24 protein-coding genes are annotated in these 23,280 nt (G+C 71.1%); 14 read left to right on the top strand and 10 right to left on the bottom strand.

What is annotated here, in order from left to right:
* Positions 1 to 26: 26 nt before the first annotated feature.
* Complete coding sequence (locus tag MFF13_RS11270) at positions 27 to 203, top strand: DUF1328 domain-containing protein (protein ID WP_003599466.1); 177 nt, start codon at positions 27 to 29, stop codon at positions 201 to 203.
* A gap of 84 nt (positions 204 to 287) precedes the next feature.
* On the opposite strand, the gene MFF13_RS11265 is transcribed toward MFF13_RS11270, so the two are convergent.
* A complete protein-coding gene (locus MFF13_RS11265; protein ID WP_147828076.1) occupies positions 288 to 551 on the bottom strand; it encodes a NepR family anti-sigma factor in 264 nt (87 codons plus the stop codon).
* Positions 552 to 746: 195 nt separating this feature from the next.
* Between MFF13_RS11265 and MFF13_RS11260 the strand changes: the two genes are divergently transcribed.
* On the top strand, positions 747 to 1,550 hold the full coding sequence (locus tag MFF13_RS11260; RefSeq protein ID WP_147753118.1) for a response regulator: 804 nt from the start codon (positions 747 to 749) through the stop codon (positions 1,548 to 1,550).
* Between the two features lie 426 nt (positions 1,551 to 1,976).
* Entirely contained in the window at positions 1,977 to 2,348 is a 372-nt protein-coding gene (locus tag MFF13_RS11255; RefSeq protein WP_147828074.1) for a hypothetical protein, read from the top strand.
* Between the two features lie 160 nt (positions 2,349 to 2,508).
* Here MFF13_RS11255 and MFF13_RS11250 read toward each other — a convergent pair whose 3' ends face one another.
* Entirely contained in the window at positions 2,509 to 2,703 is a 195-nt protein-coding gene (locus MFF13_RS11250) for a con-10 family general stress protein (protein WP_147753119.1), read from the bottom strand.
* A gap of 174 nt (positions 2,704 to 2,877) precedes the next feature.
* Here MFF13_RS11250 and MFF13_RS11245 point away from each other — a divergent pair, with 174 nt between their 5' ends.
* Positions 2,878 to 3,090: a hypothetical protein gene (locus tag MFF13_RS11245; protein ID WP_238272199.1), complete on the top strand. Its 213-nt coding sequence runs from the start codon at positions 2,878 to 2,880 to the stop codon at positions 3,088 to 3,090.
* Positions 3,091 to 3,096: 6 nt separating this feature from the next.
* Here MFF13_RS11245 and MFF13_RS11240 read toward each other — a convergent pair whose 3' ends face one another.
* Positions 3,097 to 3,906 carry an SCO family protein gene (locus MFF13_RS11240; RefSeq protein ID WP_147828072.1) on the bottom strand — a complete coding sequence of 270 codons (810 nt, stop codon included), beginning with the start codon at positions 3,904 to 3,906 and terminating at the stop codon, positions 3,097 to 3,099.
* A 167-nt stretch (positions 3,907 to 4,073) separates the two neighbouring features.
* On the opposite strand from MFF13_RS11240, the gene MFF13_RS11235 reads away from it, so the two are divergent.
* Complete coding sequence (locus tag MFF13_RS11235; RefSeq protein WP_147753122.1) at positions 4,074 to 4,517, top strand: cyclic nucleotide-binding domain-containing protein; 444 nt, start codon at positions 4,074 to 4,076, stop codon at positions 4,515 to 4,517.
* Between the two features lie 13 nt (positions 4,518 to 4,530).
* On the opposite strand, the gene MFF13_RS11230 is transcribed toward MFF13_RS11235, so the two are convergent.
* Positions 4,531 to 4,974 carry a VOC family protein gene (locus MFF13_RS11230; protein WP_147828071.1) on the bottom strand — a complete coding sequence of 148 codons (444 nt, stop codon included), beginning with the start codon at positions 4,972 to 4,974 and terminating at the stop codon, positions 4,531 to 4,533.
* Between the two features lie 177 nt (positions 4,975 to 5,151).
* On the opposite strand from MFF13_RS11230, the gene MFF13_RS11225 reads away from it, so the two are divergent.
* Both MFF13_RS11225 and MFF13_RS11220 read left to right on the top strand, forming a co-directional pair.
* Positions 5,152 to 5,796, top strand: coding sequence for a L,D-transpeptidase (locus tag MFF13_RS11225; RefSeq protein ID WP_147753124.1), 645 nt, complete (start codon positions 5,152 to 5,154; stop codon positions 5,794 to 5,796).
* A gap of 88 nt (positions 5,797 to 5,884) precedes the next feature.
* Positions 5,885 to 6,532, top strand: a complete 648-nt coding sequence (locus MFF13_RS11220) for a glutathione S-transferase family protein (protein ID WP_147814178.1) — start codon at positions 5,885 to 5,887, stop codon at positions 6,530 to 6,532.
* Positions 6,533 to 6,569: 37 nt separating this feature from the next.
* On the opposite strand, the gene MFF13_RS11215 is transcribed toward MFF13_RS11220, so the two are convergent.
* Both MFF13_RS11215 and senB read right to left on the bottom strand, forming a co-directional pair.
* Positions 6,570 to 7,862 carry a phosphopantothenoylcysteine decarboxylase domain-containing protein gene (locus MFF13_RS11215; protein ID WP_238272198.1) on the bottom strand — a complete coding sequence of 431 codons (1,293 nt, stop codon included), beginning with the start codon at positions 7,860 to 7,862 and terminating at the stop codon, positions 6,570 to 6,572.
* The gene (gene senB / locus MFF13_RS11210) at positions 7,859 to 8,881 is read right to left on the bottom strand and encodes a selenoneine biosynthesis selenosugar synthase SenB (RefSeq protein WP_147828068.1); all 1,023 of its coding nucleotides are present in this window, start codon (positions 8,879 to 8,881) and stop codon (positions 7,859 to 7,861) included. The genes MFF13_RS11215 and senB overlap by 4 nt, the downstream gene beginning before the upstream one ends.
* A 27-nt stretch (positions 8,882 to 8,908) precedes the next feature.
* On the opposite strand from senB, the gene senA reads away from it, so the two are divergent.
* Positions 8,909 to 10,198, top strand: coding sequence for a selenoneine synthase SenA (gene senA, locus MFF13_RS11205; protein WP_147828067.1), 1,290 nt, complete (start codon positions 8,909 to 8,911; stop codon positions 10,196 to 10,198).
* Between the two features lie 312 nt (positions 10,199 to 10,510).
* Complete coding sequence (locus tag MFF13_RS11200; RefSeq protein ID WP_187273563.1) at positions 10,511 to 12,913, top strand: bifunctional diguanylate cyclase/phosphodiesterase; 2,403 nt, start codon at positions 10,511 to 10,513, stop codon at positions 12,911 to 12,913.
* A gap of 21 nt (positions 12,914 to 12,934) precedes the next feature.
* Here MFF13_RS11200 and ubiB read toward each other — a convergent pair whose 3' ends face one another.
* Both ubiB and ubiE read right to left on the bottom strand, forming a co-directional pair.
* Complete coding sequence (ubiB, locus tag MFF13_RS11195; RefSeq protein ID WP_238272197.1) at positions 12,935 to 14,503, bottom strand: 2-polyprenylphenol 6-hydroxylase; 1,569 nt, start codon at positions 14,501 to 14,503, stop codon at positions 12,935 to 12,937.
* Positions 14,504 to 14,528: 25 nt separating this feature from the next.
* A complete protein-coding gene (gene ubiE / locus MFF13_RS11190) occupies positions 14,529 to 15,302 on the bottom strand; it encodes a bifunctional demethylmenaquinone methyltransferase/2-methoxy-6-polyprenyl-1,4-benzoquinol methylase UbiE (RefSeq protein ID WP_147753134.1) in 774 nt (257 codons plus the stop codon).
* Positions 15,303 to 15,495: 193 nt separating this feature from the next.
* On the opposite strand from ubiE, the gene mutM reads away from it, so the two are divergent.
* The 5 genes from mutM to gmk all read left to right on the top strand — a co-directional run bounded on the left by mutM (position 15,496) and on the right by gmk (position 19,996).
* Positions 15,496 to 16,407: a bifunctional DNA-formamidopyrimidine glycosylase/DNA-(apurinic or apyrimidinic site) lyase gene (gene mutM, locus MFF13_RS11185; protein WP_147828065.1), complete on the top strand. Its 912-nt coding sequence runs from the start codon at positions 15,496 to 15,498 to the stop codon at positions 16,405 to 16,407.
* A gap of 172 nt (positions 16,408 to 16,579) precedes the next feature.
* Positions 16,580 to 17,950: an endolytic transglycosylase MltG gene (gene mltG / locus MFF13_RS11180; protein WP_147828064.1), complete on the top strand. Its 1,371-nt coding sequence runs from the start codon at positions 16,580 to 16,582 to the stop codon at positions 17,948 to 17,950.
* Complete coding sequence (locus MFF13_RS11175; protein ID WP_210250841.1) at positions 17,947 to 18,351, top strand: VOC family protein; 405 nt, start codon at positions 17,947 to 17,949, stop codon at positions 18,349 to 18,351. Before mltG ends, MFF13_RS11175 begins: the two co-directional genes overlap by 4 nt.
* 65 nt (positions 18,352 to 18,416) lie before the next feature.
* On the top strand, positions 18,417 to 19,280 hold the full coding sequence (locus MFF13_RS11170; RefSeq protein WP_238272195.1) for a YicC/YloC family endoribonuclease: 864 nt from the start codon (positions 18,417 to 18,419) through the stop codon (positions 19,278 to 19,280).
* 44 nt (positions 19,281 to 19,324) lie between these two features.
* Positions 19,325 to 19,996: a guanylate kinase gene (gmk, locus tag MFF13_RS11165; RefSeq protein ID WP_147828124.1), complete on the top strand. Its 672-nt coding sequence runs from the start codon at positions 19,325 to 19,327 to the stop codon at positions 19,994 to 19,996.
* A gap of 13 nt (positions 19,997 to 20,009) precedes the next feature.
* On the opposite strand, the gene MFF13_RS11160 is transcribed toward gmk, so the two are convergent.
* Complete coding sequence (locus MFF13_RS11160; protein WP_147753822.1) at positions 20,010 to 20,594, bottom strand: biliverdin-producing heme oxygenase; 585 nt, start codon at positions 20,592 to 20,594, stop codon at positions 20,010 to 20,012.
* Entirely contained in the window at positions 20,591 to 23,200 is a 2,610-nt protein-coding gene (locus tag MFF13_RS11155) for a histidine kinase dimerization/phosphoacceptor domain -containing protein (protein ID WP_147753823.1), read from the bottom strand. Before MFF13_RS11155 ends, MFF13_RS11160 begins: the two co-directional genes overlap by 4 nt.
* Between the last annotated feature and the right edge of the window lie 80 nt (positions 23,201 to 23,280).

The raw sequence follows: 23,280 nt of genomic DNA, 5'->3' as shown, positions 1-23,280 counted from the left end.
CGTCCATGTTTTCAAGGACAACGCAGATGCTCGGATGGGCCGTTACGTTCCTCGTCGTGGCCCTCGTGGCCGCTCTGCTCGGTTTCGGCGGCATCGCCGGAACGGCGATGGAAGCCGCGAAGCTGGTGTTCTTCGTCGCGATCGTCCTGTTCGCCATCTCCGCCGTGATCGGCTTGATGCGCGGCCGTTCGCCGACGCTCTGACACGCGCTGGGTGACGAAGACTGATACAAGATCCCGCAGGCGCTCAACGCGCCGCGGGATCTTCTAGGAAGGAGCCGGAGCGCCTCAGGGTGACTTCGGTTCCTTCGCGTCGAGGCGCTCGATGAGGTCGCGGAAGCGATCCGGGACGGGTTGCTGGACGAGGCCGTCGTAGAGGGAACGCAGCGTGCTTCCGATACGAGCCTGGGCATGATCGCTGAGGCGGGACGATCCGCGGTGCCGACCCGCAGAGTCGGGAACGATCGTCTGAGAGACCCCGCCGCCGTCGGCGATGCCATCGCCCGCACGGCCACGGCCGATCGGCCTCTCGGCTTTCGCAGCGTCGGTCATCCTCGCGCCCCCTGGTGCCGTTCACGGCATCTCGTCACGAGCCATGCCCGCATTGTCTTGAAGCGCGACATACGCCATGGCTGCATCAGCAACGCCGACGGGCGGAGGCGGTTCCGCACCCGCCCGGAACGGAGTCGGATGCCCCGCGTTGGGGCGGCAGGTTGAATAGCAGGCCGACAAGGCACAGGGGATCGTATGTCGACATCGCAACTCGTGGTGCAGCACCTGCCCTACCTGCGGCGCTATGCGCGCGCGCTGACGGGCAGCCAGGTGGCGGGCGACGCCTACGTCGCCGCGACCTTGGAGACGCTGGTCAACGAGCCGGATACGCTCGGCCGCAGCACGAACGTGAAGGCCGACCTGTTCCGCGTGTTCACGCGTATCTGGAACTCCCTGTCGGTCAACGGCCGCAGCGAGCAGGTGCAGCACGATCTCCCCGCCGAGGTCCGGCTCGGTCAAATCACGCCGCTGCCGCGCCAGGCCTTCCTGCTCTCCTGCCTCGAGGGATTCTCGGAGGAGGACGCGGCGATCATCCTCGACGTCGATGTCAGCCAAGTCCGCGACCTCGTCGATGAGGCGGGCCGCGAGCTCGCCGCCGACATGGCGACCGACATCCTCATCATCGAGGACGAGCCGCTGATCGCCATGGACCTCGAGGCGTTGGTCGAAGGGCTGGGTCACAACGTCATCGGCGTCGCCCGCACCCGCACCGAGGCGGTCAAGATCGCCTCCGACAGCAAGCGCCCCGGCCTGATACTCGCCGACATCCAACTCGCCGACGGCTCGTCCGGCCTCGACGCGGTGAACGACCTGCTGAAAACCTTCGAGGTTCCGGTGATCTTCATCACCGCCTATCCCGAGCGCTTCCTCACCGGCGAGCGGCCCGAGCCGGCCTTCCTCATCGCCAAGCCGTTCCAGCCCGCCAACGTCTCGGCCGTCATCAGCCAGGCGCTGTTCTTCCAGCAGACGGCGCGTCGGCGGGAAGCCAAGTCCGCCTGAGATCCGGGCGGCGACCCGGCCGCCTGCGCTTCGGTCCCCAAAACGACGAAACCCCGGCTCGCGCCGGGGTTTTTTGTTGCCCGAACGCCCGGATGGTGACCGGGCACAAAAAAAAGGGCCGGAGAAATCTCCGACCCGTCGATAAGGTTCCGGCCGATGCACAAGGGGAATGCGGGGAGGACCAGGTGGCCGGGTGCATCATCAACGAGCGCCACCCCGGTGAGTTCCGATACGCTGCGCTTTTTCGACGTGTGTGGCGTTAACGCCATGACGGCCGCCTGTGGATAAGATGCGCGGATCGCTGCAGCGATTCGAAAAATCCGACCTCAATACTGATTCCGGCGAAAGCGCGGCAGTGACGGAACCGGATCGCGGAAGACGCGTTTTCGAATCATCCTGTCAAGCTCCCACTCGGAGATCACGACGATGCTTCGGTCAGGCTTCCTTCTCGGCGTTAGCGCACCGGCCGCCATCCTGACGTTGCTCGTCCACCCGATGGTGCAGGCCGGCGCCGACCAGTGGGTTCCGGCAACGCCTATCGTGGCTCCGGCCTCGTTCGAGGCGCGTCCGTTGCCCGGCCTGCGCCCCGTGTCGCTTGCGATCCGGCCGAGCCGCGTGGCGAGCCTCCAGGCCGGGCCGAACCGTGCCGTGCCGGCCGCAATGGAGACGGCACAGGAGATCGGGACGAAGCCGCCGCTGAAGCCGCGCATGCGGATGCGCGAGGGTTGCGAAGCGGCCCTGAGTTCCCTCGTTGGCCCCGAGGCCCGCCGCATGATCCCGGGCCGCTGCATTTCCTAATCGATACGTCGTGCTAGTACGTTTCACTGAGACCGACCAACGCAAAGGCCTGCCCCAACACCTGGGGCGGGCCTTTGCGTTTTCCGTCACCGAAACCGAGCACCAAAAAAAGGCGCCTGCCCTCGGAGGGCAGGCGCCGCCTATCGCCGACGACGATCGATTATTCGGCGCCGTCGCGTCCGGTGCCGGTCGCCTGGCCGCCCTTGCGACCGGCAGACGAGGCCAGCTCGCGATCCTGCGAGAAGGACCGCTTCTCGGCCGGCACACTGCGGCCACCCTTGCTGGCGATCTCGCGCTGGCGCTCAAGATCCATCGACGCAAAACCTCGCTTGGAGGTCGAATTACCGGATGCCATCAGCTCCTCCTCAGGCTTCTCTTCACCCTTTCACAACCTTCGCCAGTATCCGAAGGTTCCTCTCACGCTTCTGCGACAAGCTTAGCCGCAACCACGCCGGTGCGATGGCGTTGGAACACAGAAGGCGCGGGGCGCGAGCATTCTCCGCCCGCTTCGAACAAGGTGTTTGCGAGCATGACGAATCGCGAGATGGTGTCCGCCGCGGCCCGGGCTTCGGCGGAGGCCGCGCCGAAGCCGAAAACGACGGCGCTTCCGCCCATGCCCGCGGACGAGGGCAGCGCGACGCTGACGACCCACGAGGAGCCGATCGACTCGCCGCAGCCGAACGCCAGCGTGAAGCGCGATCCTCCGAGTGACGAGAAGCCCGGCCTGTCCACCAAGCGCTGAGTACGCTCAGGCCTGCCGCGGACGACGGGCGAGGAACACGATGCCGCCCGCCATCGCGAGGATCGTCGCAGCCGCAGCGATGCTGAGGATGCGACGGATCATAGGCGTGTAGATGCCGGTGGCGGCATCGTAGCCGTAGCAGAGCAGGACGAGCCGGTCGGCGAGGCTGCCCGTGCGACCCTCGCCGGCTTCGACGAGAGCGAGCCGCAAATCGCCGCCGTTCAACGCCAGAGGCGAAAGGACGCGGGCGACGCGGCCGTCCCCGGTCAGCAGGATCGCGGCGGCGGGGTGGGCGAAGCTGTCGGTACCCGCGTCGTAGACGAAGTCGTAGCCAAGCGCCCGGGTCAGCCTGTCCACCGCCCCGGCGTCGCCGACCAGGGCGGCCGCCTTTGCCGCGAGCGCCGGGTCGCCCAGTTCGGTGCCGAGCATGTGCCGGGCGGCGGCCGCGTCGTCCCGCGGGTCTATGCCGACGAGGATCAGGCTGTAGTCGCGGCCGGCGACGAGCCTCGTCGCGGCCAGCGCCGCCCCGGACATCGCCAGCATCGGATCGCAGACGTTGCCGCAGGTGTAATCCACCGGCAGCATCAGCGTCGGCCGACCGCCCAAAGCCGCACCCAGGGTGGTCGGCCGGTCGCCCGACGCGTCGGTGAACGCGAGGTCGAGGGGGACACGGGCACTCGAGGGTGGCGCGACCGCGACGCGGGCGAGTTCGATCCGGTTCAGGCGGGCGGCCGCCGGCGCGACGGCGAGCGGCAGGCCGAGCACGAGCAGCGCGAGCAGGGACGCAGCAAGGCGAAGACGGCGGGCGCGGCTCATGGCACCTCCTGTGGGCCTCCGCATGCCCGATCCCATGCGGCGCGGCATCCGGGGCAAGCCGTCGCAGCATGCCCCGGCAACGTGAGGGCTGGACAAGATCGCCGCAAGCCGCATGGATGACGCGGCCGGCCCCATCACGAGATCCGGCGCGGTCCGGAGTCCCACCCATGACCCTCGATACGGAGGTTACCTCCCTTCGGCAGGTGCCGCTGTTCCGCGAGGTCGAGCCGTCGCGGCTGAAGCTCCTCGCCTTCACCAGCGAGCGGGTGCACTTCGAGCCCGGCCAACAGTTCTTCACCCGCGGCGACGTGGCGGACGCCGCCTACCTGATCCTGGAGGGCAGCGCCGCGGTGACCATCGACGGCGCCGCCGGGCCGGTGCGGCTCGCCCTACTCGGCGCAAACGCGCTGGTCGGAGAAATGGGCATCCTGGCCGACCAGCCGCGCTCGGCCACCGTCACCGCCGAGACGGCGGCGACGGCCCTGCGCATCGACCGCGGCGTGTTCCTCGAGCTGTTGGCGCAGTTTCCTCAGATCAGCATCGCGCTGATGCGCGAACTCGCACTGCGCCTAGAGCAAACGAACCAGGCGCTGGCGCAGAGCCGCGGCTGAAGCCGCGGGCGGATTATGGCGTCGGGTAGGTGATGAACTCCATCAGCGACCCGTCGGGATCGCGGAAGTAGACGCTGGTCCCGGGCCCGGCCGCGCCATGGCGTTCGACCGGACCGCGCTCGACGGGGACGCCGCAGGCGGCCAGGTGCGCCATCGCCTCCTCGATCGTGCCGGACCAGCGGAAGCACAGGTCGCTGCCGCCCGGCATCACAGGCTTCTCCGCCAGGGGCTCCGGCGACAGGCCCGGGCCGTGGCAGTTCAACTGGACCCCGCCGAGCCGGTAGGCGAAGCCCGCCCCGACCGGGACAACCTCGGCCCCGACGACGTCGCCGTAGAAGGCGTTCGCTCGCGTCCAGTCGCTGACGTGGATCACGCAATGGTCGAGATGGATCGCCGGGCGCAGGGGCGTCTCGGGCAGCGCGCCTTGCATCTCGGGAAGGGTGAGCGTGTCGGCCATGATGCGCCTCGTGTCGAAACCGATCCGGGAAAGTTAGGGCGCAAGCCACGGCCGAACGAGGCGAAATCCGGGCAATCGTACCGGGCGCTTCGTCCGACCTGAGACGCAAAAGTCACATCGTGGGGGAACGCGAGGCGGTAGGCATGATCCGAACGCTCCCTCGCCTCGTGAGGCCCCATGCCAATCCGCCGGATCCTGCTCGCCGCGGTCCTGATCGCGCCGCTCGCCGCCTGCAACCAGCGCGGACCGGTGAACGTCGCCGCCAACGACGAGGAGGCGGCGTGGTACATCGGCACGAAGCCCGACAAGCCGTTCGACGTGCCGCTGGTCGACACCAACCGCCTCGATCCGAAGTACCGCCGGCAGGTCGTGAGCTACAACGGCCCCGAGCGGCCCGGCACCATCGTCGTCGACATCGACAAGCGCCAGCTCGCCCTCGTCCAGGCCGACGGCACGGCGATGCAGTACGGCGTCGGCGTGGGCAAGCTCGGCTTCTCCTGGAAGGGCGAGGCTCGCGTCGGCCGCAAGGGCGTCTGGCCCGACTGGAGCCCGACCACGACCATGGTCGCCCTGCACCCGGAGATCGACCGCCAGCGCAAGGGCGGCGTCGACAACCCGCTCGGCGCCCGCGCGCTCTACCTCTACCAGGGTAACCGCGACATCCTGTTCCGCATCCACGGCACCAACGAGCCCTGGAGCATCGGCGAGCAGATGTCGTCCGGCTGCGTCCGCATGCTCAACGAGGACATCGTCGACCTCTACGAGCGCGTCCCCGTCGGAACGCAGGTGCTGATCAAACGCAACGGCAAGTATCGGGTCTGAGCACGCACCGGATCTGAACGCTGCGGCTCGACCGGAGCGGGGCACCGGCATAGCGTGCGCCCGAAACGTCCACCCTTCGGAGACCGCGATGCCGACCACGACCGACGCGATCGTCCTTCACCACGCGCCGAACACCCGCTCGACGGGCGTGCGGGTGCTGCTGGAGGAGCTCGGCGCGCCGCACGATCTGCACGTCATCAACCTGAAGGCGGGCGAGCAGCAGGGCAGCGCGCATCTCGCCGTCAACCCGATGGGCAAGGTTCCGGCGATCCGCCACGGCGCCGCGACGGTGGCGGAGCAGGCGGCCTGCTACCTCTACCTCGCCGACCTGTTTCCCGAGGCCGGCCTCGCGCCCGCCCTGACCGATCCGGCTCGCGGCGCGTACCTGCGCTGGATGGTCTTCTACGGCTCGTGCTTCGAGCCCGCCGTGATCGACCGGGCGATGGAGCGCGACCCGCCGCCTCGGATGATGTCGGCCTACGGCGACTACGACACGGTGCTGTCCCAGGTCATCGCCATGCTGACCCCCGGCCCCTGGATCCTCGGCGAGCGCTTCTCCGCAGCGGACGTGCTGTGGGGCTCGGCGCTCGGCTGGACCACCGCGTTCAAGCTCGTGCCTGAGGAGCCGGCGATCATGGCCTACCTCGCGCGCTACCGGGCGCGGCCGGCCTACCAAGCGATCTCGGCCGACGACGCCCGCCTCGCGGCCGCGCAGCAGGAGAGCGCGCCGGGCTAGGCGGCAGGGCAGGGCGGCAGGGGCGGCGCGACCGTCCCTATCGCTGCAGCAGCTCCGTGAATCGCGCGACCAAGCGCCGGCCGACCTCGTCCTTGTCGAGCGTCGGCCAGGTCTCGACCGAGCCGTCGCGGGCGATCAGGTGCACGGTGTTCGTCCCCCCGCCCATCACCCCGCCGGCCTCCGAGACGTCGTTGGCGACGATCAGGTCGCAGCCCTTCCGGGCGATCTTGGCCTGCGCATGCGCGATCACCGTGTCGGTCTCGGCGGCGAAGCCCACGACGAGGTCGGGGCGGCCCGTCGTCCGCGCGGCGATGGTGGCGAGGATGTCGGGGTTCTCGACCAGCGCCAGCGGGGCGGGCCCCGAGCCGTCCTTCTTGATCTTGGAGCCGGTCTCGGTGGCGGGCCGCCAGTCCGCGACGGCCGCCGTGAACACGGCGATGCTGGCGGGCAGGGCCGCCTCGACCGCGGCGAGCATCTCGCGCGCGGTCTCGACGCGCACCACGGTGACGCCCGCCGGGTCGGGAATCGCCACCGGCCCGGAGACCAGAGTCACCGTGGCGCCGGCCGCCGCGGCTGCGGCGGCGATCGCGTGGCCCTGGCGGCCGGACGAGCGGTTGGCGATGAACCGCACCGGGTCGATCGGCTCGTGCGTCGGCCCCGACGTGACGAGGACCCGCAGCCCGGCAAGCTGCGTCGGCGTCGGCGTGGGTATCGGCGGCTTGGCGCGCCCGGCGAGGAAGCCGAAGCCCTCCGTCTCGCGCGGCGCCTCGGCCAGCATCGCAGCCACCGCGTCGGCGATCTCGACCGGCTCGGCCATGCGGCCCGGCCCGGTCTCGGGCTCGGCCATCTTGCCCGCGTTGGGGCCGACGACGCGGACGCCGTCGGCGAGCAGGGTCGCGAGGTTGCGCCGGGTCGCAGGGTGGGCCCACATCGCCACGTTCATCGCCGGAGCGATCAGGATCGGCAGGGTGGTGGCGAGCAGCACGGTGGAGGCGAGGTCGGGGGCGTGGCCGGTGGCCATCCGCGCCATCAGGTTGGCGGTGGCCGGCGCCACCACCACCGCGTCGGCGTCGCGCGCGAGCTTGATGTGGCCGATCTCGGCCTCGTCGGCCCGGTCGAACAGGTCGGTATGGGCCGGCTGGCCGGCGAGCGCCGCGGCCGCGAGCGGCGTGACGAATTCCTGCGCGCCCTTCGTCAGGAGCGGGCGGACGGTGGCGCCGCGCTCGCGCAGGCGGCGGATCAGGTCGAGGGCCTTGTAGGCCGCGATCCCCCCGCCGACGACGAGGAGAATGCGACGGTTCGCAAGCGGCGACGCGGGGGCTTCACTCATGGCTGCAGGAGTGCCGGTGCGGGACGGGCCGCGTCAATGCCGGACGCCACCCGTGCCCGCGCCGCGGCGGAAGCGCGCTCAACGAGGGCGGACCAGGCCAAGCGCTCGCGGGCCGGGTCGAACGCGTCGGCGCGCGCCGCCCCGTGCGCGCGCAAGCCTTCGAGGAAGTCGGGCTCCCGCTCCGCCCGCAGCATCAGGCCAGCAAGCGCGCCGTGGTCGCCGGGCGGGAAGTAGCCCGGATGGTCGCCCCCGAGCAGGCCGACATTGCCGGGGATCGCAGAGGCGAGGATCGGCAGGCCGGCGACGACCGCCTCCGAGACCACGTTGGCGCCGCCCTCGCTGAGCGAGCTCAGCACCATCAGCCGCCCGCGCCGCAGGAACCGCCTGACGCGCGCACCGGAGACCTCGCCGCGCCAGTCGTAGCGCGGATTGGCCTGCATCTCGTCCCGGGCGCGCGCCGCCCAGGCGGGGTCGGGGGCGCCGCCGAGGTGGACGACGCGGATGCGGGAGGAAGTGGGCAGGGCGCGGGCGGCGATCGCGGCGCGCAGCGGGTCCTTCTCGTCGCGCAGGTGCCCGACGACCAGGATTTCGAAGGCGCGCTTCAGCGCCGGCAGGCGGTCCCCGCCCGCCGGCACGGATTGCACGATCACCGCGAGCTTTTCGCGGTGGCGCGCCGGGATCGCCTCGCCGACGAGTTCGTGCAGGCCGACGAGCGCGTCGGCGAGATCGAGCGAGCGCTGGGTCTTGGCCGGGTCGGCGGCGAGATCGTGGTTGATGTCGGTGCCGGTCAGCGCGACGACGAGGGGGCGCTCCGGGTACGCGCGACGGAACCGTTGGATCGCCGGGGCGCTCTTCCAGGCGTGGAGGGCGATCATCAGGTCGCAGGGCTCGCTGTCATACGCGGTCGCCACCACGACGCGGTGGCCGGCCCCCCGGAGGAGGCCGGCCCAACGCAGGGCCGTCGTGCGGTTGCCGGTCCGCGAGTGGCGGGGTGCGGGCGTGATCAGGATGACGTTCATGGGTCGATCGCTTATCGGACGCACGCCATGACCGACGCCACACAACTCATCGCGATGCTGCAGGACAGCCGCGCCCGGACCCTCGAGCTGGTGGCCGGTCTCGTGCCCGACCAGCTGATCGGGCCGCGCCTCGACATCGTCAACCCGCTGCTCTGGGAGATCGGCCACCTCGCCTGGTTCCACGAGCACTTCATCCTGCGCGCCCTCGACGGCGCCGCGCCGGCGATCGCGGACGCCGACGCGGTCTACAACTCTGCGGTGCTGGCCCACGACGACCGCTGGGTGCGCGCGCTACCCCCGCTCGCGGACACGCTCGGCTACATGGGCCGCGTCCACGACGCGCTGGTCCGCCGGCTCGACGGCACGCCGACGCGCGAGGAGGCCTACCGCTACCGGCTGACCACCTACCACGAGGACATGCACGGGGAGGCCTTCACCTATTCGCGCCAGACGCTGGGCTATCCGGCGCCGTCCTTCGCCGCCTCGGCCGGCCTCGCCCCCGTCGCCGAAGGGCCCTGGCCGGGCGACGCGGCGATCCCGGGCGGGACCTTCCGGCTCGGCGCCGAGCCGGACGCGGACTTCGTCTTCGACAACGAGAAGTGGGCGCACTCGATCGCGGTCGCACCGTTCAAGATCGCGCGGGCGCCGGTGACCAACGCCGAATTCGCCGCCTTCGTCGAGGCCGGTGGCTATCGCGAGCCGTCGTTCTGGGACGCGGAGGGATGGCGCTGGCGCTGCCGGACCGGAGCCGAGCATCCCGCGCATTGGCAGCGGGACGGAGCGGGCTGGCGCGTTAGCCGGTTCGGTGGCGTCGCCGACCTCGCCCCACACCAGCCGGTGGTCCACGTCAGCTGGTACGAGGCCGCAGCCTACTGCGCCTTCGCCGGGCGGCGCCTGCCGACGGAGGCCGAATGGGAGGTCGCAGCCTCGACGGCGCCGGCGCCGGACGGCGCGATCGGCGTCACGAAGTCGCGCTATCCCTGGGGCGAGACTGCACCGGACGCCCGCCTAGCCAACCTCGACGGTGGCCGCCTCGGCTGCGTCGACGTCGCCGCCCACGCGGACGGCGACAGCGCCTGGGGCTGCCGGCAGATGCTCGGCAACGTCTGGGAATGGACCGCGAGCGACTTCCTGCCCTATCCGGGTTTCTCGCCCGACGTGTACCGCGAGTATTCCGAGCCGGCCTTCGGCACGCGCAAGGTGCTGCGCGGCGGCGCCTGGATCACCCGCGGCCGCATGGTCGACAACGCCTACCGCAACTTCTTCACGCCGGACCGGCGCGACATCTACGCGGGCTTCCGCACCGCGGCTCGGTGAGCGCCCACCCTGGAGGCGGGGAAGGCGGCACAGCAACTTTGCTTGAGCGGCTGCAATCGAAAGATGATTCGATCGATACGTAATCGCCCCAAAGAGCGCCGTTATGCGGCAACGATGATGTCAGAGCCTTTTGGGAGGATCTTGCATGAAAGGTATCTTTAATCGGCCTGCCGGAAAATGATATTAAATATAGCCTTACGGTTGTGCCTTGAATATCTACTTTCATCTTGAGATCGAAATTCTTTCGAGGATGACCGAGCATCGCAGCATTCCGGCATGGGGCAAGCCTGGCGCGATGTCGGATCCGTCGGCATGTTGACCGTCATCGGTTGCTTCACGGACCAGCACGATCTCCGCCTCGTCGGCCTGGCAGCCGCGATCTGCGCTATCGCGGCGCTGACTGCGATCCGCCTGCTCCGCCACGCCGGCAGCGCCGGCCGCACCCGTCTGACCTGGCTCGTCGTCGCGGCGATCTCCAGCGGCACGGGTATCTTCGCGACCCATTTCATCGCGATGCTGGCCTTCCAGCCGAGCATCCCGAGCGCCTACGACCACGGCCTGACCCTCCTCTCGCTCGTCATCGCGATCTGCCTCACCGGCCTCGGGCTGCGCGTCGCCCTGCTCGGGACGCAGGGGGCATCCTGGCTCGGGGGGCTCGTCGTCGGGCTCGGCATCGCCGCGATGCACTACACCGGCATGGCGGCCTTCGAGGTGACGGGGCACCTGCGCTGGAACCCAGCCGTCGTCGCCGCCTCGATCGTGGTCGGCGAGCTTTTTTCCGCCGTCGCGCTCTCGACCGCGATCCGGTCCCGATCGCTCACCTCCCTGCTGGCCAGCGCGGCAATCCTGACGCTGGCGATCGGCGCGCACCACACGATCGGGATGGCTGCGGTGACGATCACGGAAAATCCGCTGGCCACCCTGTCGCCGCATGCGATGTCGCCGACGTGGCTCGCCGGCGCGGTGGCGCTTGCCAGCCTCGCCATTTTCGTCCTCACCGCGACGGCTCACGCGCTCAGCCTGCGCGAGCAGCGCCGCGTGCATGGCGAGACCGAGCGCATGCGCGGCCTCGCCAACGCAGCGGTGGAGGGGCTCATCGTCGTGGACGGCCACCGCGTCGTCACGGCCAACGTCAGCTTCGGCCGCCTCGTCGGCCTCGCCGACGCGGCGGTGGCGGGCCTGCCGGTGAGCACCTTCCTCACCGAGGCCAACGCCTGGCAGCGGCTCGCCTGCGCCATGGGGCAGCCGGTCGAGCTCGGCCTGCGCCACGCCGCCGGCGAGATCATCGCGGTCGAGGCGATCCTCCGGCGGATCGACTTCGCGGGCAAGTCGCACCAGGCGCTGGCGGTCCGCGACATCCGCGAGCGCAAGCAGGCCGAGCGGCACATCCAGTACCTCGCCCACCACGACGCGCTGACGGGCCTGCTCAACCGCACCGCCTTCAACGCGGTGCTCGACCGGGCGGTGGCCGCGGCCGTCGAGACCGGCGCTTCGATCGCGGTGCTGTGCCTCGACCTCGACCGCTTCAAGGCCGTCAACGACCTGTTCGGCCACGCGGCGGGCGACGCGATGCTCGCCCGGGTCGCCCGCTGCGTGACGGGCCTGCTCGGCCCAGACCAGTGCATGGCGCGCCTCGGCGGGGACGAGTTCGCGATCCTCATGGACGGCCAGGCCGGGCCTGACGCGGCCGAGGATCTGGCGAAGACCATCATCGCCGCACTTGCGGCGCAGGCTTCGGACCGGACCGCCGACGCCATGGTCGGGGTCAGCATCGGCATCGCCCTGTGTCCGCAGGACGCCATGGAACGCCAGGACCTGATGGTCCACGCCGACACGGCGCTCTACCGCGCCAAGGCCGACGGCCGGGGCACCTACGGCGTCTTCGAGCCGGAGATGGGCATCGCCGTGCGCGAGCGGCACGGCGTGGAGCGCGACCTCGAATGCGCGCTCGCTCGCGACGAGTTCCACCTCGTCTACCAGAAGCAGGTCGCCGCCGATGGCGGGGCGCTGCTCGGCTTCGAGGCCCTGCTGCGCTGGACCCACCCGGAGCGCGGCCGGGTGCCGCCCGACCTCTTCATCCCGGTGGCGGAGGAGCGCGGGACGATCTCGGCGATCGGGATGTGGGTGCTTCGCACCGCGTGCCGCGAGGCGGCGGGCTGGGAGGCGCCCCTGCGGGTGGCGGTGAACGTCTCCGCGGTCCAGGTGCACGATCCGGCCTTCGCCGCGCAGGTGCTCGCGGTGCTGCTCGAGACCGGACTACCGGCCGCGCGGCTCGAACTGGAGATCACCGAGACCGCGCTCATCCGCAACTTCGATCGCGCGGTGGCGACGCTGCGGCAGCTCAAGACGCTGGGCGTCGGGATCGCGATGGACGATTTCGGGACGGGCTACTCGTCGCTGGCGAACCTCAGGGCGTTCCCGTTCGACCGGATCAAGATCGACCAGTCGTTCGTGCGCAACGTCGACACGAACGCCCAGACCGCGGCGATCGTGCGCGCCGTCCTCGGCCTCGGCTCCGGCCTGGGCCTGCCGGTGGTGGCGGAGGGCGTCGAGACGCCCGAGGAGCTGGCGTTCCTCAAGGCCGCCGGCTGCGCCGAGGTGCAGGGCTACCTGTTCGGCCGACCCGCCCCCCTGAACCCGCACGAGACCGGCATCGTCCCCAAGGCGGACCCACGCCCGGATCAGGCGGCCGGGCCCGGCTGGGCCGCGGCCTGACGGATCGTCCGGCGGGACGCGCTATCGCAAGGCCGCGACCAGCACGCCGGCCGCGATCGCCCACAGGGCCAGCGTCTGCCACAACGCGGTGCGGCGCTCGGTGCGGCGCTCGGTGCGGGCGATGCGTTCCAGGCGGTGGGCGTCCCCCGTGCCCGCCTCGTCGGCGCGGACGAGCAGGCGCCGGAGCCGCAGGGCGAGCTCGGGCACGTCGGCGACGACGTCGGCGAGGGTGCGCGCGGCGTGAGCCGCCCCTTCGAGACGCCCGACCGGGCCGAGGTTGCGGGTGATCCAGCTGCGGACCACCGGCTCGGCGGAGGTCCACATGTCGAGCTTGGGATCGAGGCTGCGGGCGACGCCCTCGACCACGACCATGGTCTTCTGCAGCATCACCAGCTCGGTCCGGGTGCTCATGTCGAACAGGGCGGTGATGTCGAACAGAAGTGTCAGCACCTTCGCCATCGAGATCTCGTCGGCGCGGCGCTGGTGGATCGGCTCGCCGATGGCGCGGATCGCCTGCGCGAAGTCGTCGACCGAGTGGTGGGCCGGCACGTAGCCCGCCTCGAAATGCACCTGCGCGACGCGCGTGTAGTCGCGCATGATGAAGCCGAGCAGGATCTCGGCGAGGAACCGCCGCTCCTTGCGCCCAAGCCGGCCCATGATGCCGAAATCCACCGCCACGAGCTTGCCGGCGGCGTCCACGAACAGGTTCCCCTGGTGCATGTCGGCGTGGAAGAACCCGTCGCGGATCGCCTGGCGCAGGAAGCTCTGGATCACGGTCCGGCCGATCGCGTGCGGGTCGTGGCCGGCGGCCTGGAGCGCGGCGGCGCTGTGCAGGCGAGTGCCCTCGATCCACTCGCAGGTCAGCACGTCGCGGGCGATCAGCTCCCATTCGGGCAGCGGAACCCGGAAGTCTTCATCGTCGGCCGTGTTCTGCGCCAGCTCGGAGGCGGCGGCGGCCTCGAGCCGGAAGTCCATCTCCATGGTCACGGAGCGGGCGAGGATCTCGACCACGTCGCGCGGGCGCAGGCGCTCGGCCTCGGGCGAAAGCACGTGGACGATGCGGGCGAGAAGCCGCATCACCTCGACGTCGCGCTGGAAGCGCTCGCGCACGCCCGGCCGCATGATCTTGACGGCGAGGTTGCGCTGGGTGCCGTCGGCATCCTGCACCACCGCCTTGTGGACCTGCGCGATCGAGGCCGCGGCCACCGGCTCGCCGAAGGCGACGAACAGGGTGGAGATCGGCCGGCCGAAGGCCGCCTCGACCACCTTGACGGCCACCGCCTGCGGGAACGACGGCACCCTGTCCTGGAGCATCTCGAGGTCGCGCGCCGCCGCCATCCCGACGATGTCGGGGCGGGTGGCGAGGAACTGCCCGAACTTGACGTAGGACGGCCCGAGCCGGGTCAGCCCGGCCGAGAGCCGCGCCGCCCCGGAGCCGAGGCCCGGCCGCTCCAGCATCCGGACCAGCCGGAGGCCGAGGCGCGGGAGCGGCGGCAGCTCGGAGGCGTCGACGAGTGCCAGCGCGCCCTCGCGGGCCAGCACGAAGCCGACGCGGGCCCCGCGGGCGAGGTTGACGGCGGCGCCGATCATCGCGCCGTCCGGCGGCTCGGATCGGTCACGAGACCTTCCAGCCGGAATGGATCGCGACGATGCCGCCCGAGAGCGGCCGGTGGGTGACGTGGCGGAAGCCGGCCTGCTCGATCATCCCGGCAAACAGCCCAGGGGAGGGAAACTTACGGATCGATTCCACGAGGTAGCGGTAGGATTCCGCGTCGCCCGCGACCCGCGCGCCGAGGCGCGGAATGACGTGGAAGGAGTAGGCGTCGTAGATCTTGTCGAGCACCGGCAGGTCGACCTTGGAGAATTCCAGGCACAGGAAGCGGCCGCCGGGCTTCAGCACGCGGCGGGCTTCCTGCAGGGCCAGCTCGATCCGCGGCACGTTCCGGATGCCGAAGGCGATGGTGTAGGCGTCGAAGGTCGCGTCGGGCAGGGGCAGCGTCTCGGCGTTGCCGGTGACGAAGTCGATGCGGCCGTCGAAGCGCGCACCGGCGCGCTCGGCGCCGACCCGCAGCATCGCCTCGTTGATGTCGAGCACGGTGACCGAGGTCTGCGGGCCGCCGGCCTCCAGGACGCGGAAGGCCACGTCGCCGGTGCCGCCGGCCACGTCGAGATGGCGGAAGGGCCGCGTGCGCGAGGGGCGCAGCATCGCGATGGCCTGCGCCTTCCAAGCCCGGTGCAGGCCGCCGGACATCAGGTCGTTCATCAGGTCGTAGCGCTTGGCGACCGAGCGGAACACGTCGTCGACGCGCGCCTGCTTCTCGGCCAAAGCCACCCGCTCGAAGCCGAAATCGGTTTCCTGCGCGCCCGTCTTCCCGTCCGCCACCGTCATGAAGTCCTGCCCGTCTGCGCCCTCGCGCCTCATAGCGAAGCCGGACGCGATCCGCCATGCGTCGTAAGACGCGGAGCAGTGAACGGTCGCAGGGCGCGCTCCCAGAGGCCGGGCGCCCGGGATTGCGATGGCAGCGCCCCGGGCCGATATCCAGCTTTCGCGATCCGATGCGCCGAGGGACATCCACAGGACCATGCCGGAGCTTCCAGAAGTCGAGACGGTGCGGCGCGGCCTCGCGCCGGCGATGGTCGGGGCCACCTTCAGCCGCGTCACCCTGCGCCGGCCGAACCTACGCTTCCCGTTCCCCGATGACTTCTCCGCCCGCCTGGAGGGCCGCCGGGTCACCAGCCTCGCGCGGCGGGCGAAGTACCTCACCGCCGGACTCGACTCGGGCGAGACGCTGATCATGCACCTCGGCATGAGCGGGCGCTTCGACGTGGCGATGCCCGACGGCAGCAACACCTCGCCCGGCGACTTCTACCTCGACGGGGCGCTGGGTACGCCCAAGCACGACCACGTCGTGATGGCGATGGGGAACGGCGCCACCGTGACCTACAACGACGCCCGCCGCTTCGGCTTCATGGACCTGGTGCCCACCGACACGCTCGCCGCGTGCCGGCACTTCGCGGCCATGGGCATCGAGCCCCTGAGCGCCGAGCTGACCGGGGCGACCATCGCGCGCCTGTTCCGCCACAAGATCACGCCGCTGAAAGCCGCGCTCCTCGACCAGCGCCTGATCGCGGGCTTGGGCAACATCTATGTCTGCGAGGCTCTGCACCGGGCCGGCCTCCACCCCGAGGCCGCCGCGGGTACGCTCGCCAAGGCCGACGGCGGGCCGACGCCGAAGGCGCGGCTGCTGGCCAAGGTGATCGGCGAGGTGCTGACCGAGGCGGTCGCGGCGGGCGGCTCGACCCTTCGCGACTACGCTCACACCGACGGCACGTCGGGTGCCTTCCAGCAGGCGTTCCGGGTCTACGACCGCGTCGGCGAGGCCTGCCGCACCAAGGGCTGCGGCGGGACGGTCGGCCGGATCGTGCAATCCGGCCGCTCGACCTTCTTCTGCGCGACGTGCCAGCCGGCGTCGGCGCGGGCGATTCCGCGCTGACGGGGGCGACCCGCCTCGTCGCAGCCGGCCGGGTGCGGCGCGCAATGGCAATTTCGCCACAAACCGGCGTAGTTTCCGGTAGCTTGCGGCGATCCCTCGCGGTCGCCGTCCCGTCGCGCATGCGCGCCCGGCCGAACTCCCCGTCGCCGGCGCGAGCCCGAGCAGGATCCCGATGTTCTTCCGTCGACGCCAGACGCACGTGCCGCCGCAGCCGCTCGCCTACGATGAGCCGGCCCAGCCTCAGCGCCTTTCCCCCCGCTCGCCCAACGAGGCGATCAAGCCGACCGCCGCCCCGCCGCCGCCCGAGCGGCCCGAGCGCCGCCGCGGCGGCCTGCTCGCCACCATCAGCGGGCTCCTGACCTTCGCCGTCGCGGTCGCGATCGCCGCGATGCTGGGGCTGACCCTGTTCCAGCGGCAGGTGCAGGAGCCCGGCCCGCTGCCCGCCGACAAGGTCGTCGTGATCCCGTCGCGGAGCGGCACCGGGGAGATCGCGGAGATCCTTAAGCGCGAGGGCGTGATCGACCATGTCGGGCTGTTCGAGTTCGCCGCCCGCTTCGGCGGGCGCCCGCCGCTGAAGGCCGGCGAGTACACTTTCAAGGCCCATGCCAGCATCGGCGAAGCGATCGACACCGTGACCACGGGCCGGCAGGTCCAGCACGCGATCACCTTCCCCGAGGGGCTGACCTCCGAGCAGATCGTCGTACGCTTGAACGAGAACGACGTGCTCACCGGCGAGGTCGGCGAGATCCCGCCCGAGGGCTCGCTCCTGCCCGACACCTACAAGTTCGAGCGCGGCGCCACCCGCCAGCAGATCGTCAACCTGATGCGCGAGAAGCAGCGCCGGGTCCTCAACGACATCTGGCTGCGCCGCAGCGCCGACGTGCCAGTGCGGACGCCCGCCGAAATGGTGACGCTCGCCTCCATCGTCGAGAAGGAGACCGGCCGCGCCGACGAGCGCCCGCGGGTCGCCGGCGTGTTCGTCAACCGCCTGAACAAGCGAATGAAGCTGCAATCGGACCCGACCATCGTCTACGGGCTGGTCGGCGGGCGCGGCACCCTCGGGCGCGGCATCCAGCGCTCCGAGATCGAGCGCGCGACGCCCTACAACACCTACGTGATCGAGGGCCTGCCGCCCGGCCCGATCGCCAACCCCGGCCGCGCCGCGCTCGAGGCGGTGGCCAACCCCTCGCGCACCAAGGACCTGTTCTTCGTGGCCGACGGCACCGGCGGCCACGCCTTCGCCGAGAGCCTGGACGGCCACCAGAAGAACGTCGCGCGCTGGCGCCAGGTCGAGAAGAGCCGCCAGACCACGGCGCCGGACAGCGTCGACAAGGCCGAGCCGCCCGCCGACGCGGTGGCGCCCCGCGCCTCGGCCTTCGCGCCGCCGACGAACGCCTACGCGCTCGACGGCGCGACCATGGCGCCCGGCGCCCCGCGGCCGAAGGCCTTCGACGCCTCGGAGGGCACGAAGCTCGACCCGCTGAAGAACAAGACCTACGACCTCGGCTCGCCCAAGACCGTGCCGGCGCTGAAGCAGCCTTGATCGTACCCGACGCCGCGGCGCCGTCCGCACGCGCCATCCAGGACGAGCCGATGCACCTGAACCACGTCAACCTCGGCGTCACCGAGGTCCCGGCCACCGTCTTGATGTTCGAGACCTATTTCGGGCTTCGCCGCACCGGGATGCCGGTCAACGACAAGATGGCCTTCCTCACCGACGACGGCGGCGGCATCCTCAGCCTGTTCCGCGTGAAGGATGCGACCTACCCCAAGATCTTCCACATCGGCTTCATCCAGGAGCGTGTGGAGCAGGTCCACGCGATCCACGCCCAGCTCACCGATGGCGGCTTCGCACCGGAGGCGCCGCGCGAGGAGCACGGGCGCGTGACCTTCTACTTCCAGGCGCCGGGCGGGTTCACGGTGGAAGTGAACGCGTTCCTGTAGGCTCCTCGTCACAGCAAAACTTACCCCGTCGCAACGCAGGGCATCGCACGACCATGATCGCGAGCATGACCGGGTTCGCCCGGGCCGCCGGCACCACCGGGCCGGTGCAGTGGGCCTGGGAGGTCCGCAGCGTCAACGGGCGCGGGCTCGACGTCCGGCTGCGGGTGCCGAACGGTTACGACGCGGTTGGCGAGGTCGCGCGCACCGCCCTGCAGAAGACGCTGTCCCGCGGCCAGTGCCAGCTGTCGCTGAACCTCACGCGGCCCGAGAGCAAGGCCCGGGTGCGGATCGACGAGGCGCTGCTGGCCCGGCTCGCCGAGGCCGTCGCCCGCGTGCCGGTGCCGGAGGGAATCGCGCCCGCGACGATGGACGGGCTGCTGTCGATCCGCGGTGTGATCGAGTCCGAGGACGAGGCCGCCACCGATCCCGATGCGCTGGCCCGCGACCTCGCGGAGGGCGTCGTCCGGCTGGTCGCCGACCTCGTCGATGCGCGCCGCGCCGAGGGCCGACAGCTCGAGGAGATCGTGGCGGCGCAGGTCGCGCGGATGGGTGCGCTGACGCAGGACGCCGAGAGCTGCCCGGCGCGCAGGCCCGAGGCGATCCGCGCGCGGCTCGCGGCCTCCGTCGCGGGCCTGCTGGAGCCCGGCGGCCTCGATCCCGAGCGCCTGCACCAGGAGGCGGTGATGATGGCGGCCAAGGCCGACGTCCGCGAAGAACTCGACCGCCTCAGCGCCCACCTCGCCTCGGTGTCCGAGCTGCTGGCGGCGGGCGGCGCGATCGGGCGGCGCCTCGACTTCCTGGCCCAGGAGCTCGGGCGTGAGGCCAACACGCTCTGCGCCAAGGCCAACGACGTGGCACTCTCGCGAATCGGACTCGACTTGAAGGCCGTGGTGGAGCAATTCCGCGAGCAGGTTCAGAACGTCGAGTGACGGGGCGGGGCGATGGGCGCACGGAACACGGCCGGGGCATGCGGATGACGGACGCCCCCTTGCAGTCGGTCTCGGATTCCATCGCCCGCCGCGGGCTGATCCTGATCCTGTCCTCGCCCTCCGGCGCCGGCAAGACCACGCTCACGCGCGCCATCGCCGACGACGGCGGCTGGGGCCTCGACCTGTCGATCTCGGTGACGACCCGGGCCCGGCGCCCCTCCGAGATCGCCGGGCGCCACTACCACTTCATCGAGCGCGAGGCCTTCGAGGACCTGCGCGCCCGCGACGACCTGCTCGAATGGGCCGAGGTCCACGGCAACTTCTACGGGACGCCGCGGCGCCCAGTGGAGAAGGTGCTCAGCGCCGGCCGGGACATGATCTTCGACATCGACTACCAGGGCACCCGCCAGGTGCGCGGCAAGCTCGCCGACGACGTGGTGACGGTGTTCATCCTGCCGCCGAGCCTGGAGGAGCTGCGCCACCGCCTGGAACGCCGCGCCGAGGACAGCCCGGAGACGATCGAGAAGCGCCTCGCCAACGCCCGCGTCGAGATCCAGCGCTGGAGCGAGTACGACTACGTCATCGTCAACGACGACTTGCAGAACGCCTTCGACGCCTTGCGCGGCATCCTGGCCGCCGAGCGCCTGAAGCGGACGCGCCGGACCGGCCTCGAAACCTTCGTCGACGGGCTGCTCGGAAAGGACCGCGAGGGCTGAGGCGGGCCGCCCCTCATCCCACCCGATGCGAGGCGGACGGGTCCGGCGCGCAGAGCCAGACCTTGAGCGCGTCGAACGTCGCGGTGCCGGAGGCGAGCGCCGCCTCCGCCTCCGCGTCGCTCGACAGGCGGTCGAGCCGCGCTCGGAACGCGTTCCACATCAGGCCCGTCTGCCGTCCATGTGCGCGGTAATAGACGAGGCCCGCATCCGCGAACCCGTAGAGCGCGCCGATGTGCCGGCCGATGACCTGGCCGCCGAGCGTCGAGCCTTCGAGCACGTAGAGCGCGCCCATCGCCGCCGCGGCGTCCGCGAACGTGACGCCCGAGGGCTGGGGCAGGGCGGCGATGTCGGGTTCAAGCATGCCGAGATGGGCGAGGTCCGCCTCCAGCGCGGCCAGCCGCCGCCGCGGACCCCAGAACGCCGCGTCGGCGAGGGCGTCGCCGATCGCCGGCTCGTAGGCCGCATGGAAGCCGTGGAAGCGGGCAAGGAGGTCGCGATACCCGTCCCGGGTGGCGACGCGCGCGCGCCAGTCGAGCGCGTCTTCGAGGCCCTGGTGCGCCGAGGCGGTCGCGGCGCGCAGCCGCTGGTGCAGGCTCACGCGGTGATCGTGAAGCAGGCGCCGGGCGCGTTGTCGACGTCGAGGCGGGCGTTGATCTGGTCGAGCATCGCCCGGATCAGCTTCATCCCGAGGCCGACCCCGGTGCCGTTGGCGCGGGGCTTGGTCTCCGACCAGCCCTCGGGCAGGCCCTCGCCGTCGTCGCAGACGCGCAGCCGCACGGTGCCTGCGCCGTGACCCGAGACGGTGACCGCGACGCGGCCGACGCCCTCCGGCTTGGCGGCGTACTTGAAGGCGTTGGTCACGAGCTCGGTCGCGATCAGCGAGAGCGCCACCGCCTTGCGGTAGGGCACCATCAGGCCGGGCTCGGCGGTGAGGTCGACGGCGTGTCCGCCGCCGGCCATGCCGGCGAGGTCGGCGCACAGAGCCTCGATGGTCTGGCCGAGGTCGACCTCCTCGACGTTCTCCGCCTGGTAGAGGCTGTCGTGGACGCGGGCGACGCTCATCACCCGGGCGGAGGTGTCGGCGAAGGCCTGCCGGGCGGCCGGATCGGTGACCTGGCGCCGCTGCATCTGCAGGAAGGCCGAGACGATCTGGAGCGAGTTCTTCACCCGGTGGTCGATCTCGCGGGTCAGCAGATCCTTCTGGGCGAGCAGGCGCTCCTTCTCGGCGAGGAGGCCGGTGAGCTCGTCGATCTTTCGGCGCTGGCGCAACACGACGCCCTCGACCGCGTGGGCCAGCGAGCCGGCCAGCGAGACCTGCCAGTCGGCCCAGGGGGTGGCGAAGCCCGTGCGCTCCTCGACCCAGCGCTCGAACGAGCGCCGCGGCAGCACCGCGACGGGGCCGCTGCCGGCGAGCACAGGCTTCCGGGGATCGCCGCTCCACGTCACCGTGCTCGACACCTCCGGCCGGAACCACAACAGCAGGTGCTCGCGCGACTCGTCGACGAAGGCGGCGAGCAGCCCGCTGGCGATCTCGCGGTGCGCGGCGGCGGCGGGACACTGCGTGGGAAAGTTGGCGTCGGCATAGGTCGTCTCGGCCGGCGCCAGCGTCTGCTTCAGCCAGTCTCCGATGGCCCGGACGGCCTCTTCGGGGGGCGTCGCGCCGATCAGCGTCGCGCGGGTGCCCGAGACGATGGCCGCGCCCGTCGAGCCGAACAGGTGGAGGAGGGTGGTCGAGCCGGCGGTGAGCGCGGCGACGAAGTCGTCCGAGCGGGTCAGGCCGCGGACCAGGCGTCCCTCGGTGTCGAGATGCGCCTGCCGCTCGGTCCAGAGCCGGCGTGCCTCGATCTCCTGCACCCGCATGGCGAAGGCGTCGGTCAGCACCGTCGCGGCGGCACGGGTCTCGGGGGCGACATAGTGCGGATGGCGGTGATGGCCGATCATCAAACCCCAAAGCCTTCCCTCGACCATGATCGAGATCGACATCGAGCCGTTGACGCCGAGGTTGCGCTGGTACTCCAGGTGGATCGGCGAGAGCGTGCGATGCTGCGCGAAGGTGAGGTCGATCGGCCCGTTGCCGGCCGCAGGTGCCGCGACCAGCGGCACCGGCACCGAATCGCGGTCGATCACGAAGCGGCTCTTGGCCTTGGTGTAGAGCGCGCGCGCCTGGGCCGGGATGTCGGAGGCTGGAAACCGCAGGCCAAGCAGGGCGCGCGACCAGTCCGGCACCTTGTCCTCGGCGATGGCTTCGCCGTTCCAGTCGCCATCGAAGCGGTAGACCAGCACGCATTCGAAGCCGGTGAGCGCGCGGACTTCGAGGGCGGCGATGCGGGCGGCGCCGTTCAGAGTCTCGGCGGCGCGGAGCCGAGTGACGGCGAGTTCCGAATCGGTCTGGGTCGCGACCCGGAAATCCTCCGGATGCTCGGGTTCGAGTTCGAGCTCGACGATGACCCGGCCGGAATGGGCGTGGACGATGGCGTAGTAGCTGGCGCGGTCGTCGCCGGCGAGCTTGAGCGTGCGGCGGATCGAGCGCCCGTCGTCGAGGGTGGCGCTGGCGAGCCGCTGGCGGATCGTCTCGACGAAGGCGCTCGGCAGCACATCGGAGAGCGGCAGGCCGGCGATCCGCTCGGGCGCACGGCTCAGTACGTCGCGGACGTTGGTGCTGTGGGCCAGGATCTCCAGCGTGCCGGCGTCGGCCGCCAGCATCACAGCGTTCGGCTGGATCGAGCCGGGAATGTGGATCGGCTCGCGCTCGCACAGCTGCGGATCGACCGGCTCGGCTCGGACCCGGCGGCCGATGGCGGCCATCACCGCCTCGCGAGGCTGGCCGGCGCCGAGGGTTTCGACCGGGCTGATCGTCAGCCAGGTGACGGCGTCCCCGCGCCGCATCCGCACCCGGGCGCGAAGCGGCTGCGGCATGCGCCCGAACACGAAGTCGAAGCTCTCGTCGAGCTGCCCGCGGCGCGTGCCCGAGAGGAAGCGACCGAAGAAGCTCGGCACGTTGGTGCTGGGCACCACCTCGCGGAAGTAGTTGCGGCCGACCACGGCGTCGCTCGACAGCCCGGTGAGCGCGCTCGCGCCCTCGCTGAACGACACGATCGTCCCGGCGGCGTCGAGCCCGATCACCCCGATGTCGAGGCCGTCGCGCTGTTCGGCCGTCAGGGCGTCCATGTCGATCGCATCGCCGTCGGCAACGATCGTCGTCATCAGGAATGGGACCGGCTCATCTGCGGCCCGGTATGACCCGTGGGACGGGCGGGCGCAATGGCGTCCGCACTACGCCGCGC

Origin of the sequence: Methylobacterium cerastii (assembly GCF_022179125.1) — a bacterium.
GTDB lineage: Bacteria > Pseudomonadota > Alphaproteobacteria > Rhizobiales > Beijerinckiaceae > Methylobacterium > Methylobacterium cerastii.
This window is presented reverse-complemented; position numbering and strand designations above follow the sequence as displayed.